Below are 16,292 nucleotides of genomic sequence, written 5' to 3'. Positions count from 1 at the left end.
CAGTTATATTATTTGTTTTTTATATATCGAAACGAACCATCAAGGTAAAATGATCGGATAATAATCGTGATTGATTTGATCATTGGTCTAATGATTATCTATTTGATTTATCTGTCAGACGATTTTTCAAGAAGAATATGGCAATGCACAATTGAGTGGTGCCAATAAAAAATTAGACAACAATTTCAAATGGTTAATAAGATTTTTTGTGCGGGAGCAACCACAAAATTGGCAATAGCAACAGTAAATGATCGCTTTCTGCCTAAAATGCAGAAAAAACCTCACTGCTTCTTTATCTATCAATGGCACCGATGTGGTGCCATTTTTCATGGACTTAGTGCTGAAATCGAGCCATGCGTAGTTAACGGATAATCCCACGCGCTGAGCGAGAGAAAAAAGATTTATAAGGCTGAAGTATTTGCCATTCTCTGGCCAAGACCTCAATGTCCTGACTGACATCCGCCACCAACTTACCGGTATGATAAATAAGCTGATAGGCGTTTTGAACCGCCTGGCAATCATCACTATTCAACCAGTCGCCCCCCATTCCTGCTGCTCGGATACCCACCGGTACGGCGCGATTACCGCCCGCAATCACATAAGGGGGGATATCCTGCACCACGCAGGCACTTTCATTGACCAAGGCATGAGTGCCAATAACACAAAACTGGTGCACAGCACTGGCCGCGCAGATAATGGCAAAATTATCGACCTCTACATGTCCGGCTAATCCCACATTCGATGCCAATAAGCAGTGGTTACCGATAATGCAGTCATGGCCAATATGCACATGATTCATCAGACTATTGTCATTACCGATACGTGTTATACCCTGTCCTTGAACCGTGCCACGGTGTATCGTGACATTTTGCTGAATCAAATTGCGGTCGCCAATGATAACCTGGGTAGGCTCACCCTGGTACTTAAGATCCTGATTAACCTCTCCAATAGAGGAAAATTGTCCAATATTATTGTCACATCCAAGCTCGGTAATACCATTAATTACAATATGCGATTTAAGCACCGTGCCGGAACCAATAGTGACTTGAGAACCAATGTAACAAAAGTGACCAATCTGTACATTCGCACCAATCACCGCACCCTTCTCAATAATTGCAGAAGCCGAAACTATCGCGGTGTTATCAATCAAGCTATTTAACTCTCCAGATGGAGGACTCACATTACTACTTTGTGGGTAACTTCAGCGTCGACTAAGGACTAATCCATCCAGTGGTTTAATCAAATTTACAGCCATAAATGGTCATACAACGAAAAAAGGCCACCATAAGGCAGCCTCATTTTAATTCGATTATAAACTAGTTAAGCTGTGGTATGGGTACAAATGTACTGATTAGCCTGCTCACCATCAACCACCGCCAAACGGATTGGCAGCGCGGAAATATTGAGAGAAGCAATAACTTGTTCCTGGCTGTTGGCATTTTGGAATATTAACGCCTCGCCCTGACCTTCTGGATTAACTTTTACAAACTGGAACACTGATTTATCAATGGTCAATTGCTGATTCGGGCCGTCTAACACTGCGGTCAGACTGCCTCCTTCTTTCAATTTACAATCAAGATTTATCAATGAGGCCCCAGCGGCCTGAACCTGGTGCGAAATGCTACCTAAAGTAGCAGATATGCCGATGATAACAGCGGCCAACGTTGAATATTTCATTTTATTAAGTTTCTTGGTTAAATTTCGGCGTTAGTATGCCATATCTGGCGTCTGAATAGGCATCTGTTGTCTGACAGGCTTCAATATAAATTACATATATATCAATGGTTATCTGGCCCACTGCGGTTTATTCAAAATGTGGTCTTGCCAGTCGATAACCTCGCTCTCACGTACGGCAATATGGCGTACCGAGATCCGCTCACCGTGCATCGCAGATTTTGAACCGGCTAACAGTGGATGCCAACTCGCCAGGCCACGCCCCTCGCCCACCATCCGATAAGCACAGGTGGGTGGCAACCACTCAAACGTTACCAAATTCTCTCGGGTTAACTTGATGCAGTCTTCTTCTAATTCAAAGCGGCGCTCATAATTACGGCACTGGCAGGTTTTGAGATTGAGCTGATCACAGGCCACATTGGTGAAATAGATTTCATCCGTGTCCTCATCAATCAGTTTATTCAAACAACATTGGCCGCATCCGTCGCACAGTGATTCCCATTCACTATCTGACATTTCAGCGAGTGTTTTTTGTTGCCAAAAAGGAAGTTGTGACATATCGGTATCCGGTGTGAATAAATGAGCGGGTCGTTATAGACGCTTTGGCGGTCAGATGCAAGTGTTGCCGCCCAGCCTAATGGCATAAGCGGCAGCGATGCTCTTAGATTATGCGGGTACTCAGCGTTTTACCATTTAGCATAACTTTCAGCATATCGCCTGATTTCATCGGCCCGACGCCCTGTGGAGTGCCCGTCAGAATGATATCGCCAGCACGCAAAGTAAAGAAACGGCTGATGTAACTGATTAGCGGAATAATGGGGGTGATCATATCGCGCGTGTTGCCTTGCTGACGGACCTCATCGTTAATGATAAGCGATAAGTCAGCCTGTTGCGCATCACCAAACTCCGCCACCGGTATAAAACCGGAGATCGGGCAAGAACCGTCAAATGCTTTCGATTTCTCCCACGGCTGACCGGCCTTTTTCAAGCCAGATTGCAGCTCACGCAGTGTCAAATCCAATGCTACACCGTAACCGGCGATTGCGCGTGCCACTCGGTCTTCACTGGCTTGTTTTAACGGAGTACCGATCAAAACGGCCAATTCTACTTCATGGTGTACCTCACCGAACTCTTTCGGGATCGATACCGGCTGGCGAATATCGCATAGCGCTGTTTCAGGTTTAATAAACAGCACCGGTTCAGCTGACACAGTACTCCCCATCTCTTTAATATGTTCGGCATAGTTACTGCCAACGCAAACCACTTTACTCACTGGAAAATCCAGCAAAGCCCCTTGCCAGTCTCTATGTTGATACATACTGCCTCTCCTGAATTAACATCCTGTCTGAATTTACATCTTGATTGGCTCTGGCCGCAGCGACACAACCAAGCCATACCACGATTAGGTGTTCGCAGACATTATTGACTTACGCTATCTGCCATCATACCAATACTGATAGCGAAATAGTAAGAACGGTTCCAGTGCATAATGGTACGAAAATTATCATAAACCAGAAACGCCCGTCCTTGCACATCATCAGGTACGATGACCCAAGCCCGTAGATCTGAGTTGGCAAAGTTAGCGCCGGGTATCGCCATTACCCCGAGTTGCTGCCATTGGGCGACGCTTTTGGCTTGGCTGTCTTTTAAGCCCGCCAGCTTAATATCAAATCCTTCAGGCAGCGTCGCTTCCTGGCCCCAATCAACACCCGGTTTCCAACCTTCAGTAGACAGATAGTTAGCTGTAGAAGCAAAGACATCATCGATATTATTCCAAATATCAACTTTCCCATCGCCATCCCCGTCAGCGCCATAGGTCAGGAAAGAGCTAGGCATAAATTGGCTCTGCCCCATCGCACCAGCCCATGATCCTTTCAACTCGGGGTCATCAACTTTGCCTTGCTGAATGATTTGCAATGCAGCTATCAGCTCTTTAGTGAAGAATGCCTCACGCCGTCCTTCAAATGCCATGGTTGATAAGGCAGAGATGACATCCTCTTTACCTTGAAACTTGCCAAACCCACTTTCCATGCCCCACAGCGCCACGATGTAACGCTCAGGCACACCATAGCGCGCAGTAACTTGTGATAACTGAGGCTGATAGCGCTGATAAATCTCTTTACCTTGCGCGACTTTCGCCTCAGTCAGAACTCTGGTCAGGTAATCATCCAGTGTGACTTTCTTTTCTAACTGATTGCGGTCTGACTGGATGACTCGGTCAACAAAATGAATATTGGCAAACGCTTTATCAAGCGTAGCCTCGCTGATCCCCTTTGCACGAGCTTGGGCCTTTAATTGTTCGACATAAGCAGGAAACTGCGCCGGATCGCGCCCTTGCTGAGATAATGTCATTTTAGTACTGCTCTTGGCCGCAGCCGGTGGTGAATTCAGCATAGTTTGTGGCGCGGTTGCTGGTGTTGGGGCCGCAATCGGGGCCGCAGCATTTTTATTGGCACATCCCACTGAGATGAGCGTCACCAGAGCAACTGCAATCATTGACAATTTCATCGACGCATTCCTGTGTAAAACAACAACCAGAGAGGAAGCTGGAAATATAAAATCAACCGGGGCTGATACATGGACATCCACCTGAGGGTTGTGATGGATGCCATCACGCTAGGCAGTTTTGATGAAAATCAACGTTATACGTTAGTATCGCCCAAGTGCATTTTCAACAAACTTTCGAGTGGCGGTGGGACTTGCAGATAAAAACCCTGCTCAATGAGTGCACTTTTTACCTTCTCGACATCCGCTGTTGCCAACGTTTTGCGTTCATTTAATGAAAGCAGCATCGCAAATTGTGGCTTGCCAAAACTGGTAAGTAATTCAGCCGGCACCCTGGAAAAATCATCTTTCTTTTCAATATATAGGTAGGTTTGATCCCGTTTCGGGCTTCTATAGATAGCACACAGCATGTTCTGGACTCTATTTGATGAATTCAATAATGAGACTGTATATACCCTAAATAATTCGAATTACAAGAAGGCGGCCAACGCACATGCAGCTTGAAGTATGACGGGTATAGTTAGCATAGTATTATAACACGCTAGCCTGGCTCAGATGCCTGGGATATCAATAGATATTGATGCCTATGCTGCTAGCACAGGGATCAGATACCGCATATTGACGTTTATCATTTTCGGCGCGCCGAGGTGGGTAATGTTCTTGCTGTTGGCATTTAGCCTGCTTGTCGTTTTCCCGTTTTGCCGCTTCGGCATCTATCCGCGCTTTCTCCTCATCCAATTGCTTTTGCCATGACTCAGCACTTGGCGCCACCGATCCAAGCGCCTTACGTTTTTCAAGATAATCGGTGGGAACCTTACTGTCTTTTGGGATTTCGGCGTGATAGCCAAAGTCAGCCCATGCAGTAAATGCAACAGGTAAAGCCATAACACAGATAAATGATAGTGGGATGAAATTCCTTTTCATCGTTGATGTCCCTCAGATGGATTGATGCAGAAACCGCAAAATATCACAAAATGATTATCATTCTCAACATAGAATCATTAAAAATAGCACTGATTAGTGCCATTTATCACTCAGCTTTAATTATCCATGCCAGCGGCAATGTGGTGATACACAGATTACTGGGTGAGATTTCTCTGAAATAATAGTGTGAGGTATTTCACTAAGTCGATAATAACCACACTCAATATCTCTATTTCATCATCTTGAAAGTGATAATAATGGTGAGTCATTACTCTATTTTATAAAAAACAACTTCATCTGATAAAAAAATGACCCATCTCTGATTAAAAATGGCCACTTTTATGGGCGACGTCAAACCCGCCATCAGCATGTTTGTTTGTTGAAAAAATACACAATTTAACGGTGGGAGTGATAACCGCCAAATATAGGCAGGTCAGGGCTAGCGAATAAGCGGAAGTTATGCTGTAATTTCTTGTCAGATTGAAGACATTATGGCCTTAAGATTTCAATATATTGATACGGATAGATTTATCTTTATATTACCTATAACATGCTTGGGAACATCAGAATATTGTACCCCGAGTGGTATTTTGGGGATTAAACGTAGCTGAAACTGAGTCAGGATAGATGTCACAATCGCCAATTGAGTTAAAAGGCAGTAGTTTTACCCTATCGGTCGTTCATTTACACGATTCACGACCGGAGGTAATCCGTCAGGCATTGCAGGAAAAGGTGGATCAAGCCCCCGCTTTCCTGAAAAACGCCCCTGTTGTGATTAACGTTGCAACGTTACCAAACGGTGCTAACTGGAAAGATCTCCAACAGGCTGTCACTTCAGCAGGTCTGCGTATTGTTGGCATCAGTGGTTGTCAGGATGAGCGTCAAAAACGGGCGATAGCACGTGCAGGTTTGCCGTTATTGAGTGAGGGTAAAGGCCAGAAAATGGCACCCGAGCCGGTTATCAGCCCGCCGGAAAACGCGCCGACCAAGACACGTATCATCAACACACCTGTCCGTTCCGGCCAACAGATTTATGCCCGTAATTGCGATTTGATTGTTATCAGCAGTGTCAGTGCCGGTGCTGAATTAATTGCCGACGGCAATATTCATATCTATGGAATGATGCGAGGCCGTGCGCTAGCAGGTGCATCCGGGGATGCCCAATGCCAGATTTTTTGCACACATTTAGGCGCTGAGCTCGTCTCTATCGCGGGGCAGTACTGGTTAAGTGACCAGATCCCGCGTGAGTATTTTGGTCAGGCCGCACGTCTGCATCTGCTGGATAACGCATTAACTATACAACCTTTAAATTAAGCCCTTTTGACAAGGAATCCATTTCATGGCACGCATTATTGTTGTTACATCGGGTAAAGGGGGCGTTGGCAAGACCACATCAAGCGCGGCTATCGCAACCGGCTTGGCCCAAAAAGGTAAAAAAACCGTCGTTATCGATTTCGATATCGGCCTACGGAATCTAGACTTGATCATGGGATGTGAGCGCCGGGTAGTTTATGATTTTGTTAATGTGATTCAAGGTGATGCCACGTTGAACCAAGCATTAATAAAAGATAAGCGTACAGATAATCTGTATATCCTGCCTGCTTCTCAGACGCGCGACAAAGACGCCCTGACCAAAGAGGGTGTTGAAAAGATTTTAAACGATCTTGGCGATATGAATTTCGAGTTTGTGGTATGCGACTCCCCTGCGGGTATCGAAAGCGGTGCTTTGATGGCGCTCTATTTTGCTGACGAAGCCGTTATTACCACTAACCCTGAAGTCTCCTCGGTTCGTGACTCTGACCGCATCCTCGGGATACTGTCCTCCAAGTCGCGTCGCGCAGAGAATGGCCAGGATCCAATTAAAGAACATCTGCTGTTGACCCGCTACAATCCTGGGCGTGTTAATCGCGGCGATATGCTTAGCATGGAAGATGTCCTCGACATTCTGAGGATCCCACTGGTTGGCGTTATTCCAGAAGATCAATCTGTATTGCGCGCCTCGAACCAAGGCGAGCCAGTGATTCTGGACAAAGAGTCAGATGCCGGTAAAGCTTATGACGATACCGTTGACCGTTTGCTAGGAGAAGAACGCCCCTTCCGCTTCATCGAAGAAGAGAAGAAGGGCTTCCTGAAACGCCTTTTTGGGGGATAAACCATGGCTTTGTTAGACTTTTTTCTGTCCCGCAAAAAACCGACAGCCAATATAGCCAAGGAACGGCTGCAAATTATCGTCGCTGAGCGTCGTCGTGGGGACAGTGAGCCCCATTATTTGCCTGACTTGAAACGCGATATTTTGGCGGTTATTTGTAAATATATACAGATCGATCCTGAAATGCTGCATGTGCAATTCGAGCAGAAAGGGGATGATATTTCGGTACTTGAACTTAACGTGACATTACCGGAAACGGAAGAAACGCCTAAATGATTTCTTCGCAATAACTACCCCCTGTATTTATTTACAGGGGGTACTTTCATTTAGTTAACTGTATATATATCCAGCCTATTGTACTATTCGATATATCTATCACTGAAACAAGAAAAATCTCAATCTCTATTTCAATTAGTCATAAAGTACTTATGAATTAAAATTGAAACACCCAGAGTGAAGCCCACCCCACTCTGAATATCGATTAATACTGTTGCAAAATCTCAGCCAATTCCGTAGACAACAAATCGCCCCGCCAGCCACTTAATAATTCAGGCTGAGTGTCAGTTGATTTTAGTTTCCAATGCCAACTGAGTAATTGGTTTATTTGACGACGTGACGCCAGTAACTCACTACTCAGTCCACTACGTTCACTGACTGACTGGATCAACGCTTTAATATCTTTAAAGACTTTCTTGTAGCCGGGTTGGTCGATCAGATTAGCTACCGGTTGCGGGAGCTGCTCTTCCGGTACAGCATTCCCCTCAGCCACCAGCGCCAACAAGGTACGCCCGTGATAGCGAATCTCCTGTCCACTCAGGCCAAGGGAATCTAACTCACCCAGCGAGGTTGGCTGATAACGGGCGACTTGCCACAGATTCTCTTCACGCACGACAAAGTTAACCGCCAGATCACGCTCACGCGCCTGACGCAAGCGCCATGCCGCCAGCTTCTGCAAACATGCCAACTGATGGCCACGTAACTGCCAGGCATTGGTTATCTCACGGTAGGCCAGCTCAGGGTCAAGTGTTTCACTGCGACGGCGACACAGCAGTTGGCATTCATCTATCGCTGCATCCATTCGCCCAGCAGCCTCGGTGGCTTCCACTAATTTAGCTGCCAAAGGTAATAGATAGAAAACATCAGCGGCGGCATAATCACACTGTTTTTCACTGAGTGGACGGGCAATCCAGTCGGTACGTGATTCACTTTTATCTAGCTCAACACCTTCAAACTCATTTACCAGCATGGCAAAACCGCAAGACAGGGTTCGACCAGAAAATGCCGCCAATACCTGAGTATCAATCATCGGCGTTGGCATCCGGCTAAAGGCATTTAAGAACACCTCGAGATCTTCGCTACCAGCATGCAGATATTTCACCACATTCAAATCTTGCAGTAGCTCACTGAAAGGTTGCCATTCAGTGATGGGCAAGGGGTCTATGAGTGAAAGTTGTTCACCGTCATACAGTTGAATCAGGCCCAACTGAGGATAGTAGGTGCGCGTTCTGACAAATTCCGTATCCAGCGCGACATGAGCATGTGTCCGGGCTTGTTCGCAGACCTGCTGCAACGCACTATTGGTCGTGATCAACTGATAATTCAAAACGTGATTCTCTTGGTCGTTAGTCTATGACAAACACAACAACGCCGGCGATGACCGGCGTTGTTGATGATGATTGAGTGACGCCGTTAAGTTAGGCTGCGTCTTGGTTGCTACCTTTAGCCTTAACTTGTTCGTCACGCAGTTCCCTACGTAAAATTTTGCCGACATTGGATTTCGGCAACTCGTCGCGGAACTCTACTATTTTCGGTACTTTATACCCTGTAAGGTAGCGGCGGCAATGGGTTAGCAGCTCTTCAGGTGTCAGTGAGGCATCTTTTTTCACGACAAACAGTTTTACCGTCTCGCCAGAGACCTCATTAGGCACGCCAACCGCAGCAGATTCCAGCACTTTCGGATGTAACGCTACCACATCTTCAATCTCATTGGGGTAGACGTTGAAACCAGAGACCAAAATCATATCTTTTTTACGATCAACGATACGTAAAAAACCTTGTTCATCAAGGGTTGCGATATCGCCAGTTGCCAGCCAACCGTCTTTCAGTACTTCATCCGTCGCTTCTGGCCGCTGCCAGTAGCCTAACATAACTTGTGGACCACGCACCCATAGTTCACCCGGTTCGCCCAATCCAACGTCTTTACCCTCATCATCCACCAGCCGAACATCGGTAGAAGGGACAGGCAGACCAATGCTGCCACTGTAGTGTTTCAAATCATAAGGATTACCCGTCACTAACGGCGAACACTCGGTCAAACCATAACCTTCCAGCAGATGTTTCCCGGTCAGTTTTTCCCATCGTTCAGCAACCGCTTTCTGCACTGGCATACCGCCCCCCACAGAAAGGCGCAGTGTGGAGAAATCTAACTTGGTGAACTCTTCATTATTCAACAAAGCATTAAATAACGTATTTACACCCGTCATGGCGGTGAATGGATAACGACTTAGCTCTTTTACCATTCCCGAAATATCACGCGGATTGGTTATCAATAAACTGCGCCCACCTAACTCAATAAACAGCAGGCAGTTCATGGTTAAAGCAAATATGTGATAGAGGGGGAGTGCCGTGACCACCAGCTCGTGGCCGGGTTGCAGCAAAGGTGCATAAGCCGCTTTCGCCTGCTCCAGGTTCGACTGCATATTGCGGTGTGTCAGCATTGCGCCTTTCGCCACCCCCGTCGTACCTCCGGTATATTGCAAAAATGCCAGGTCAGTATTGATAATATCCGGCTTAACATATTGCAGACGGCGACCTTTTTGCAGCGCAGTGCGAAACGAGATAGCATCGGGTAGATAATATTTCGGTACCAGTCGCTTGATGTATTTCACCACGAAATTAACCAGCGTCCCTTTGGCCGTCGACAACTGATCACCCATGCGGGTTAAGATGACATGTTTAACCTGGGTTTTAAAAACGATCTTTTCCAGCGTGTGAGCAAAGTTGGAGACAATAACGATTGCCACAGCTCCGCTGTCATTCAGTTGATGCTCTAACTCGCGCGGGGTATACAGCGGGTTAACATTCACCACCACCATACCCGCACGCAAAATACCAAACAAAGCTATGGGATATTGCAGCAGGTTGGGCATCATCAAGGCCACACGGTCACCTTTTTGTAACCCTAAACCTTGCTGTAGATAGGCGGCGAAAGCACGGCTACGCTCTTCCAACTTACGGAAGGTCATCACCTCCCCCATATTGATGAACGCAGGTTGGTCCGCATAACGCAGTGCGGCGTTCTCAAACATTTCCACCAAAGAAGAATAGCGATCCGGGTCAATCTCTGCGGGGACATCTGCCGGATAACGCTTTAGCCATACTTTTTCCAAGGTAGCACTCCTGAAATTATTATTGATCGCCAGAGTAAGACGCAAATTCACATCAGAACTTTAACAATATTTTAACTCAGCTTACCAGTTTGCTTTCAAACAATTTTGAGGTTGGGATATACGTCACTATTTTCTGGCGCCGGGATCTCAAAAATAACTAAGGCAGCCAATGCCGCCCATTAAAATTCAATAAAATCAAAATATTACAGGCGATCTCTAGCATTTAAAACCATAACCCTTTGATTATAGAATCTTTTATGTTTTATCGACGTGAAAAAGGCGCTGAATTCAGCGCCCTTCATGCCATTACACCCTAACATCTGGCAGCAATTGAAACCGGTCAGACTACCTACTCCGTAACAATAGTTTGAATCTGTGCTGGTCCCGGGTTGTACCAACCACCCCATCCCGGCCCCCACATCCCAGGGTTGTGATAACCCCACGGGCCCATTGCCGGTGGCATCATAACTTGTTGTGCAAGATTCCAACGTTTGTAACCTGTGGCATTTATCACCACAAAGTCATACGGCGTCATCCCAATTTTACCGGCTTCAACACCGGTAATCGGCCCAACCACGGTCACCAGGTGACCACGAAAATCAACTGGCTCAAGGAAACCATTAACATAGGCTATCACTCGCCCTTGTGACGGCTCACCCAAAATAGGTCTGGCACCCGAGTCTAAGGGTACGCTGGCAATTTCAAGCCGGGTGCGATGCGCTTCATTGGCCACATTGATGACGGTCCCACCAAAACGCGCCTCCTGGCCTACAAAGACCTTCGGATCGGTTCGAACCAAATTAAGATTTTGCTGCGGCGTCGCAGTGGTACCCTGAATAGCTGGCGGGACAGTAACACAGCCGGACAGAAGCAAAACGCCCAATCCTAGCCAGCCACACGTCCATTTACGGCTTCTATTCTTTATAGATTGAGTTGTTGACGTATTTATCGCCATCGTGTGCTGCTCCTTATCATATCTATAGCTATCTGAATATTTTAGACTCTAAACAGGATGACAAGTTGCTATATCGTTAATTTTTCACATTTCCGTGGCGCAGGTCAGTTCTAACGGCCTGGCAGTTTTTTCCAGGTCACTTCATTTCTTAGATACACTGGCTCGGCATTTTCCACACTCACCATCCGCCCGTTCGCCCATGATGATAATGCCAGTGGTAACATATCCTCTGCCTGCGGCAGTAGCATCTGCCCGTCAGTCAGCACCACATTATCGCTGCTAACCAGATCAGGATACGTCTGCCAGCCAGTGCCTACTGTGGCCCAATGGCCGCTCAGTGATGGCACGTGTGCCAAGACTTGTGCTGGCGTCATTACTGCCTCAGTCTGTTCACCGAGCCAATCGCCTTGTGTGTCACGCTCAAACTCACCCCAATAGACTTCCCCCATACGAGCATCAATCGCTGCCAATACGCGAGATGCACCTGTCAGACGGAATGCCCCCTGAGCCATGGTCTGTAAGGTGGAAATACCTATCATTGGTAAGTCGGCGCCCAGAGCCAATCCCTGACCAATACCGATACCAATACGAACACCGGTAAAGCTACCAGGGCCACGGCCAAAGGCCAATGCATCGAGTTGCGTCAGTGATAAATCCGATTCAGCCAGTACTTGCTGCACCATCGGTAAGATTCGTTGGGTGTGTTCCCGTGGACAAAGCTCAAACAACGCCTGAACTTCGCCGTTATTCCACAATGCAACAGAACATGCTTCTGTTGCGGTATCGATCGCTAAAATTCGCGTGGACATGCCAACCTCGGCAGGAAAAGAGTATGAATTCAATACAGGGCGCGCATGATAGCACACCCCTCCTCGCTTTTCCCTTAATCGCGTTGCTTGAGAAAAGCGATGGCTTTCGCCAAATCACGGGTGCGGGGTGCTGGCGGGAGGCTATTAAGGAACATCGCGCCATAAGGGCGCATCACCAGGCGATTATCACAGATAACCAGCACGCCGCGATCGTCGATGTCACGAATCAAACGCCCCACACCTTGTTTCAAGGTAATAACGGCATCAGGCAATTGCACATCATTGAACGGGTCACCACCACGTAGACGGCAATCTTCGATGCGGGCTTTCAACAAAGGGTCATCCGGTGAGGTAAACGGCAGTTTGTCGATGATGACACAAGATAACGCGTCGCCCCGCACATCCACCCCTTCCCAGAAACTGCTGGTCGCCACCAGCAGTGCATTGCCTGCTGCTACAAACTGTGCCAGCAACTGCCCCTTGCTGGTTTCACCTTGCACCAAAACGGGCAGCGTCATACTGGCGCGGAACTCTTCGGCTAAACCACGCATCATCTGGTGTGAGGTACACAAAAAGAAGCAACGCCCTTTATTGGCATCAATCAGTGGCTTTAGCATCACCGCCAGTTTACGGGCAGCCCCAGGTTCATTCGCCGAAGGCAAATTGCGTGGCACACAGAGTAATGCCTGATTGGCGTAATCAAACGGACTGGGCAGGAGTAGCGTTTTGGCGTTCGTTAGCCCCAACCTTGAGGTGAAATGTGATAACTGATCATTAACCGACAGTGTGGCAGAGGTAAAAATCCAGCTTCCCGGTTTTTCTTCTATCAGCTCACGAAAACGATCAGAAACCGACAGCGGTGTCAACGCCAGTACGAAATGGCGTGAATTACACTCATACCAATAGCTGTAGCCGGGTGTAGTGACATCTTTTAAACGCTTAAGGCGGTTGCGATACACCGTTGCACGTTCAAAAGCGGCATCCAGCATAGCTGAGCGGCCAAGGGAAAGCTTCATCACGTCATAACACAGCTCCAACGCATCATCGAGCAACAGCAACGCCCGCTGAATCGCCGGTTGTTCCAGTACATCACGTAAATTGCCGCGATACCCCGGGTCGCCGAGCACCAGACGGAAATCTTGCGTGCTTTGCGTCAGACGGTCGGCGCTTTTTTGCAATTGGGCGGAGTCGCGCACTTCGGTGCGATAGGCAATAATAATATCTTTTGCCAAATCCATTAGTTGTCTACTGGTCAGTTGCTGACCAAAGTATTGGCTGGCAATATCGGGGATCTGGTGGGCTTCATCGAAAATCATCACATCTGCGGTGGGGATCAGTTCGGCAAAACCGCTCTCTTTCACCACCATATCCGCCAAGAACAGATGGTGGTTAACCACCACTATATCTGCATCCATCGCCTTACGGCGGGCTTTCACCACAAAACAATCTTTATACAGCGGGCAATCACTGCCCAGACAGTTATCATTGGTACTGGTGACCAACGGCCAGACAAAGCTATCCTCAGCCACCTGGCCACAGGTACTGATATCACCATCGATGGTTTCGGCTGACCAGCCACGCAAACGAACCAAATCAACCAATGTCTCACTGGCTAATTCACCCCCGGCCAATGATTGCTGTTCAAGCCGTTCCAGACAAAGATAGTTTGAGCGCCCCTTTAATAAGGCCAGCTTCCCTTTGTATTTGAGAGCAGTCGCTACCGTGGGTAAGTCACGCGAATAGAGCTGATCTTGTAACGCTTTCGAACCTGTGGAGATAATCACTTTGCAATCAGCACGCAGTGCGGGCGCCAAATAGGCAAATGTTTTACCGGTACCGGTACCTGCCTCTACCACCAATTGTTGTTTGGCATCAATAGATTCACTGATGGCCGCCGCCATTCGGCGCTGAGACTCTCGGGGGTTAAAACCTGTAATGGCCTGCGCTAATGCGCCGTCTGTTGCAAAATCGTCTGTCACGCGTTCTCTTCCGGGCGAAATCAGCGGTGATTATGCCAAGCCTATCGCCCCGCGACCACACATTCTCATCACAAGCTATGCTACCCTACTACTGATAACTGACATTGACATTCACACAAGGGAGTGAAAATGAGTATTGAACGAATTAATCCAGAAAAACGTTGGTCAGATGCTGTGGTATTTAACAACACTATCTATTACACCAGCGTACCGGAAAATCTGGATGCAGACGCCACGGCGCAAACTGCCAACACGCTGGCAGCAATAGATATGATATTGAATCAGCTCGGTTCAGATAAAGGCCGTATTTTGGATGCCACCATTTTTCTGGCAGACAGTGCGGACTTCGCGGCGATGAATGCGGCGTGGGATGCCTGGGTGGTTGATGGCAATGCGCCAGTGCGTTGTACCGTCGAAGCCAAATTGATGAATCCGAAGTACAAAGTTGAAATCAAAATTATTGCGGCTATTTGATTTTGCGATCTGCGGGGCGACGGCACTGATGGGCACTCTGACGGCTCGCGCCCCTTGTATTTTAAACAAATAAGGACCCATTCAGTACATTTCCCCGCTTATCAGCTTCGATTAAAAACTGTCACTCGATATAGCCAAAGTAATTGCAGTTGCAGGTAGGCGGCCAGCAAACAAATCCCGATCAGCTTACACCGGTAAGTGATTCGGGTTTGCGCGCGCAGCCAACCCCCTGCAGCTTCAAGTACAAAGGGGATATCAGGACAGCTTAATCATCACCATGCCGGCCAGTAGCAAAATCAGGCCAATCCAGCCTTTATAGTTCAGACGCTGATTAAACAAAATCCAACCCGCGGCCACAGTGGCGGCAATACCGAACCCGCCCCACAAGGCATAAGCTACTGATAATTCAATGCCTTTCACTGCTTGTGCCAAAGCACTGAATGCCCCTAACACTGACAGCAGTGATAGTATGCCTAACCATACCCGGCGAAAACCATCTGACATTTTCAGCAAGATATTGGCAATGATTTCCAGGATGACCGCCAAAATCAGAAACGCAATATGGTAAAACTCAAGCTGTTGCATGCTGCTCACCTGAATTGTTGTGCGGGCTGCCTGGTTTCTTCGGCTTACGCGTCCCTGACTTCACTAACATTATGCCGCCGATCAAGGTCACTAAACCGGCAATTTTCAGTGGTGATAAGCTTTCATCAAACCACAGCACGCTAAAAACAGTAATAATCAGGATGCCAATCCCTTCCCACAGGGCATAGGCCACGCCTAGCGCGACTTTCTTCACTGCCAGAGCCAGTAAAATGTATGAACCGGTTATCATAAAATACATCACGATATGCCCGGTCATCTCACCACTGACACTGGCATATTTCATTGATAACGTGCCGATAATTTCTGCGACAATCGCTAAACCTAAAAATATCCAATAAATCATCATTCTTCTCCTAACACAGCTACCCTATCGATTTCAAAGTGCAAGCAGCGGCCTCAAAGAGGCGAGGCCCATGGACGGCCGAGTAATGAGTGGCCAACATCCCTGCTATTTGAAAAATGACGGGTAAAACGCACGCTAAGGTCTATTTGTTACGGTTATCCTAATTCGATGCCCTATTCACAAGGAATAGACATGCGCAGGCCGTAAGAAATAGAAACTCACTTGGCGTATAAACTTTTTTATACCCTAAATAATTCGAGTTGCAGGAAGGCGCTAAGCAAGAGACCCCCGATGAGCTTACATGAGTAAGTGATTCGGGTGATTGAACGCAGCCAACGCAGATGCAGCTTGAAGTATGACGGGTATTTAAGATGGAAGAATAAAGACGCTACAGCTCGCTACACCAGTGATGCTCACTGGCCAGAATGGCTGACAGGAAAAGTTGACAGGTAGAAGGTTTGAAAGTAATTCCATTAGTTTTAATC

The 16,292-nt window shown here is 47.3% G+C and carries 18 protein-coding genes; 4 read left to right on the top strand and 14 right to left on the bottom strand.

Going from position 1 to position 16,292, the window contains the following annotated elements; all coding sequences use genetic code 11:
• Positions 1-361: 361 nt before the first annotated feature.
• The 7 genes from lpxA to V2A85_RS15490 form a co-directional block, all read right to left on the bottom strand.
• Positions 362-1,150, bottom strand: coding sequence for an acyl-ACP--UDP-N-acetylglucosamine O-acyltransferase (gene lpxA, locus V2A85_RS15520; protein ID WP_372559894.1), 789 nt, complete (start codon positions 1,148-1,150; stop codon positions 362-364).
• Between the two features lie 170 nt (positions 1,151-1,320).
• Positions 1,321-1,677 carry a hypothetical protein gene (locus V2A85_RS15515; protein ID WP_083158982.1) on the bottom strand — a complete coding sequence of 119 codons (357 nt, stop codon included), beginning with the start codon at positions 1,675-1,677 and terminating at the stop codon, positions 1,321-1,323.
• 108 nt (positions 1,678-1,785) lie between these two features.
• Positions 1,786-2,232, bottom strand: coding sequence for a YcgN family cysteine cluster protein (locus V2A85_RS15510; protein WP_005190942.1), 447 nt, complete (start codon positions 2,230-2,232; stop codon positions 1,786-1,788).
• Between the two features lie 103 nt (positions 2,233-2,335).
• The gene (locus tag V2A85_RS15505) at positions 2,336-2,992 is read right to left on the bottom strand and encodes a fumarylacetoacetate hydrolase family protein (protein WP_372558934.1); all 657 of its coding nucleotides are present in this window, start codon (positions 2,990-2,992) and stop codon (positions 2,336-2,338) included.
• Between the two features lie 101 nt (positions 2,993-3,093).
• Positions 3,094-4,182, bottom strand: a complete 1,089-nt coding sequence (locus V2A85_RS15500) for a lytic murein transglycosylase (protein WP_420071784.1) — start codon at positions 4,180-4,182, stop codon at positions 3,094-3,096.
• A 134-nt stretch (positions 4,183-4,316) separates the two neighbouring features.
• A complete protein-coding gene (locus V2A85_RS15495) occupies positions 4,317-4,589 on the bottom strand; it encodes a YcgL domain-containing protein (RefSeq protein ID WP_372558932.1) in 273 nt (90 codons plus the stop codon).
• Positions 4,590-4,746: 157 nt separating this feature from the next.
• Positions 4,747-5,103: a hypothetical protein gene (locus V2A85_RS15490; protein ID WP_420071783.1), complete on the bottom strand. Its 357-nt coding sequence runs from the start codon at positions 5,101-5,103 to the stop codon at positions 4,747-4,749.
• 627 nt (positions 5,104-5,730) lie between these two features.
• Here V2A85_RS15490 and minC point away from each other — a divergent pair.
• The 3 genes from minC to minE are packed head-to-tail and all read left to right on the top strand — an operon-like array spanning position 5,731 to position 7,528.
• Positions 5,731-6,417: a septum site-determining protein MinC gene (gene minC, locus V2A85_RS15485; RefSeq protein ID WP_083158986.1), complete on the top strand. Its 687-nt coding sequence runs from the start codon at positions 5,731-5,733 to the stop codon at positions 6,415-6,417.
• A 25-nt stretch (positions 6,418-6,442) separates the two neighbouring features.
• Positions 6,443-7,255, top strand: a complete 813-nt coding sequence (gene minD, locus V2A85_RS15480) for a septum site-determining protein MinD (RefSeq protein ID WP_005190923.1) — start codon at positions 6,443-6,445, stop codon at positions 7,253-7,255.
• Between the two features lie 3 nt (positions 7,256-7,258).
• Positions 7,259-7,528, top strand: a complete 270-nt coding sequence (gene minE / locus V2A85_RS15475; RefSeq protein ID WP_002211180.1) for a cell division topological specificity factor MinE — start codon at positions 7,259-7,261, stop codon at positions 7,526-7,528.
• Positions 7,529-7,733: 205 nt separating this feature from the next.
• On the opposite strand, the gene rnd is transcribed toward minE, so the two are convergent.
• The 5 genes from rnd to V2A85_RS15450 all read right to left on the bottom strand — a co-directional run bounded on the left by rnd (position 7,734) and on the right by V2A85_RS15450 (position 14,384).
• On the bottom strand, positions 7,734-8,855 hold the full coding sequence (gene rnd / locus V2A85_RS15470) for a ribonuclease D (RefSeq protein ID WP_372558930.1): 1,122 nt from the start codon (positions 8,853-8,855) through the stop codon (positions 7,734-7,736).
• 91 nt (positions 8,856-8,946) lie between these two features.
• Positions 8,947-10,641 carry a long-chain-fatty-acid--CoA ligase FadD gene (gene fadD, locus V2A85_RS15465; RefSeq protein WP_372558929.1) on the bottom strand — a complete coding sequence of 565 codons (1,695 nt, stop codon included), beginning with the start codon at positions 10,639-10,641 and terminating at the stop codon, positions 8,947-8,949.
• A gap of 349 nt (positions 10,642-10,990) precedes the next feature.
• Positions 10,991-11,596 carry a Slp family lipoprotein gene (locus V2A85_RS15460; RefSeq protein WP_420071782.1) on the bottom strand — a complete coding sequence of 202 codons (606 nt, stop codon included), beginning with the start codon at positions 11,594-11,596 and terminating at the stop codon, positions 10,991-10,993.
• Positions 11,597-11,706: 110 nt separating this feature from the next.
• Positions 11,707-12,405, bottom strand: a complete 699-nt coding sequence (tsaB, locus tag V2A85_RS15455) for a tRNA (adenosine(37)-N6)-threonylcarbamoyltransferase complex dimerization subunit type 1 TsaB (RefSeq protein ID WP_420071781.1) — start codon at positions 12,403-12,405, stop codon at positions 11,707-11,709.
• Positions 12,406-12,479: 74 nt separating this feature from the next.
• Positions 12,480-14,384, bottom strand: a complete 1,905-nt coding sequence (locus V2A85_RS15450; RefSeq protein WP_102970416.1) for an ATP-dependent DNA helicase — start codon at positions 14,382-14,384, stop codon at positions 12,480-12,482.
• 129 nt (positions 14,385-14,513) lie between these two features.
• Between V2A85_RS15450 and V2A85_RS15445 the strand changes: the two genes are divergently transcribed.
• Entirely contained in the window at positions 14,514-14,858 is a 345-nt protein-coding gene (locus V2A85_RS15445; RefSeq protein ID WP_372558926.1) for a RidA family protein, read from the top strand.
• A gap of 255 nt (positions 14,859-15,113) precedes the next feature.
• Here the strand turns inward: V2A85_RS15445 and mdtI are convergent, their stop codons facing one another.
• Both mdtI and mdtJ read right to left on the bottom strand, forming a co-directional pair.
• Positions 15,114-15,443: a multidrug/spermidine efflux SMR transporter subunit MdtI gene (gene mdtI, locus V2A85_RS15440; RefSeq protein WP_005163022.1), complete on the bottom strand. Its 330-nt coding sequence runs from the start codon at positions 15,441-15,443 to the stop codon at positions 15,114-15,116.
• Positions 15,430-15,807 (bottom strand): multidrug/spermidine efflux SMR transporter subunit MdtJ, encoded by a 378-nt coding sequence (mdtJ, locus tag V2A85_RS15435; RefSeq protein WP_372559893.1) that lies wholly within the window; start codon positions 15,805-15,807, stop codon positions 15,430-15,432. Before mdtJ ends, mdtI begins: the two co-directional genes overlap by 14 nt.
• Between the last annotated feature and the right edge of the window lie 485 nt (positions 15,808-16,292).

The sequence above is a fragment of the Yersinia sp. 1252 StPb PI genome (genome assembly GCF_048593885.1).
Taxonomy (GTDB): domain Bacteria; phylum Pseudomonadota; class Gammaproteobacteria; order Enterobacterales; family Enterobacteriaceae; genus Yersinia; species Yersinia enterocolitica_E.
This window is presented reverse-complemented; position numbering and strand designations above follow the sequence as displayed.

What these genes read in the sequence shown, in the direction of transcription:
- tsaB (WP_420071781.1), bottom strand. Translation starts at nt 12,405, where the DNA reads ATGTCCACGCGAATTTTAGCGATCGATACCGCAACAGAAGCATGTTCT.
- minC (WP_083158986.1), top strand. Translation starts at nt 5,731, where the DNA reads ATGTCACAATCGCCAATTGAGTTAAAAGGCAGTAGTTTTACCCTATCG.
- V2A85_RS15495 (WP_372558932.1), bottom strand. Translation starts at nt 4,589, where the DNA reads ATGCTGTGTGCTATCTATAGAAGCCCGAAACGGGATCAAACCTACCTA.
- V2A85_RS15515 (WP_083158982.1), bottom strand. Translation starts at nt 1,677, where the DNA reads ATGAAATATTCAACGTTGGCCGCTGTTATCATCGGCATATCTGCTACT.
- minE (WP_002211180.1), top strand. Translation starts at nt 7,259, where the DNA reads ATGGCTTTGTTAGACTTTTTTCTGTCCCGCAAAAAACCGACAGCCAAT.
- V2A85_RS15510 (WP_005190942.1), bottom strand. Translation starts at nt 2,232, where the DNA reads ATGTCACAACTTCCTTTTTGGCAACAAAAAACACTCGCTGAAATGTCA.
- mdtJ (WP_372559893.1), bottom strand. Translation starts at nt 15,807, where the DNA reads ATGATTTATTGGATATTTTTAGGTTTAGCGATTGTCGCAGAAATTATC.
- minD (WP_005190923.1), top strand. Translation starts at nt 6,443, where the DNA reads ATGGCACGCATTATTGTTGTTACATCGGGTAAAGGGGGCGTTGGCAAG.
- V2A85_RS15445 (WP_372558926.1), top strand. Translation starts at nt 14,514, where the DNA reads ATGAGTATTGAACGAATTAATCCAGAAAAACGTTGGTCAGATGCTGTG.
- V2A85_RS15490 (WP_420071783.1), bottom strand. Translation starts at nt 5,103, where the DNA reads ATGAAAAGGAATTTCATCCCACTATCATTTATCTGTGTTATGGCTTTA.
- V2A85_RS15505 (WP_372558934.1), bottom strand. Translation starts at nt 2,992, where the DNA reads ATGTATCAACATAGAGACTGGCAAGGGGCTTTGCTGGATTTTCCAGTG.
- V2A85_RS15460 (WP_420071782.1), bottom strand. Translation starts at nt 11,596, where the DNA reads ATGGCGATAAATACGTCAACAACTCAATCTATAAAGAATAGAAGCCGT.
- mdtI (WP_005163022.1), bottom strand. Translation starts at nt 15,443, where the DNA reads ATGCAACAGCTTGAGTTTTACCATATTGCGTTTCTGATTTTGGCGGTC.
- V2A85_RS15500 (WP_420071784.1), bottom strand. Translation starts at nt 4,182, where the DNA reads ATGAAATTGTCAATGATTGCAGTTGCTCTGGTGACGCTCATCTCAGTG.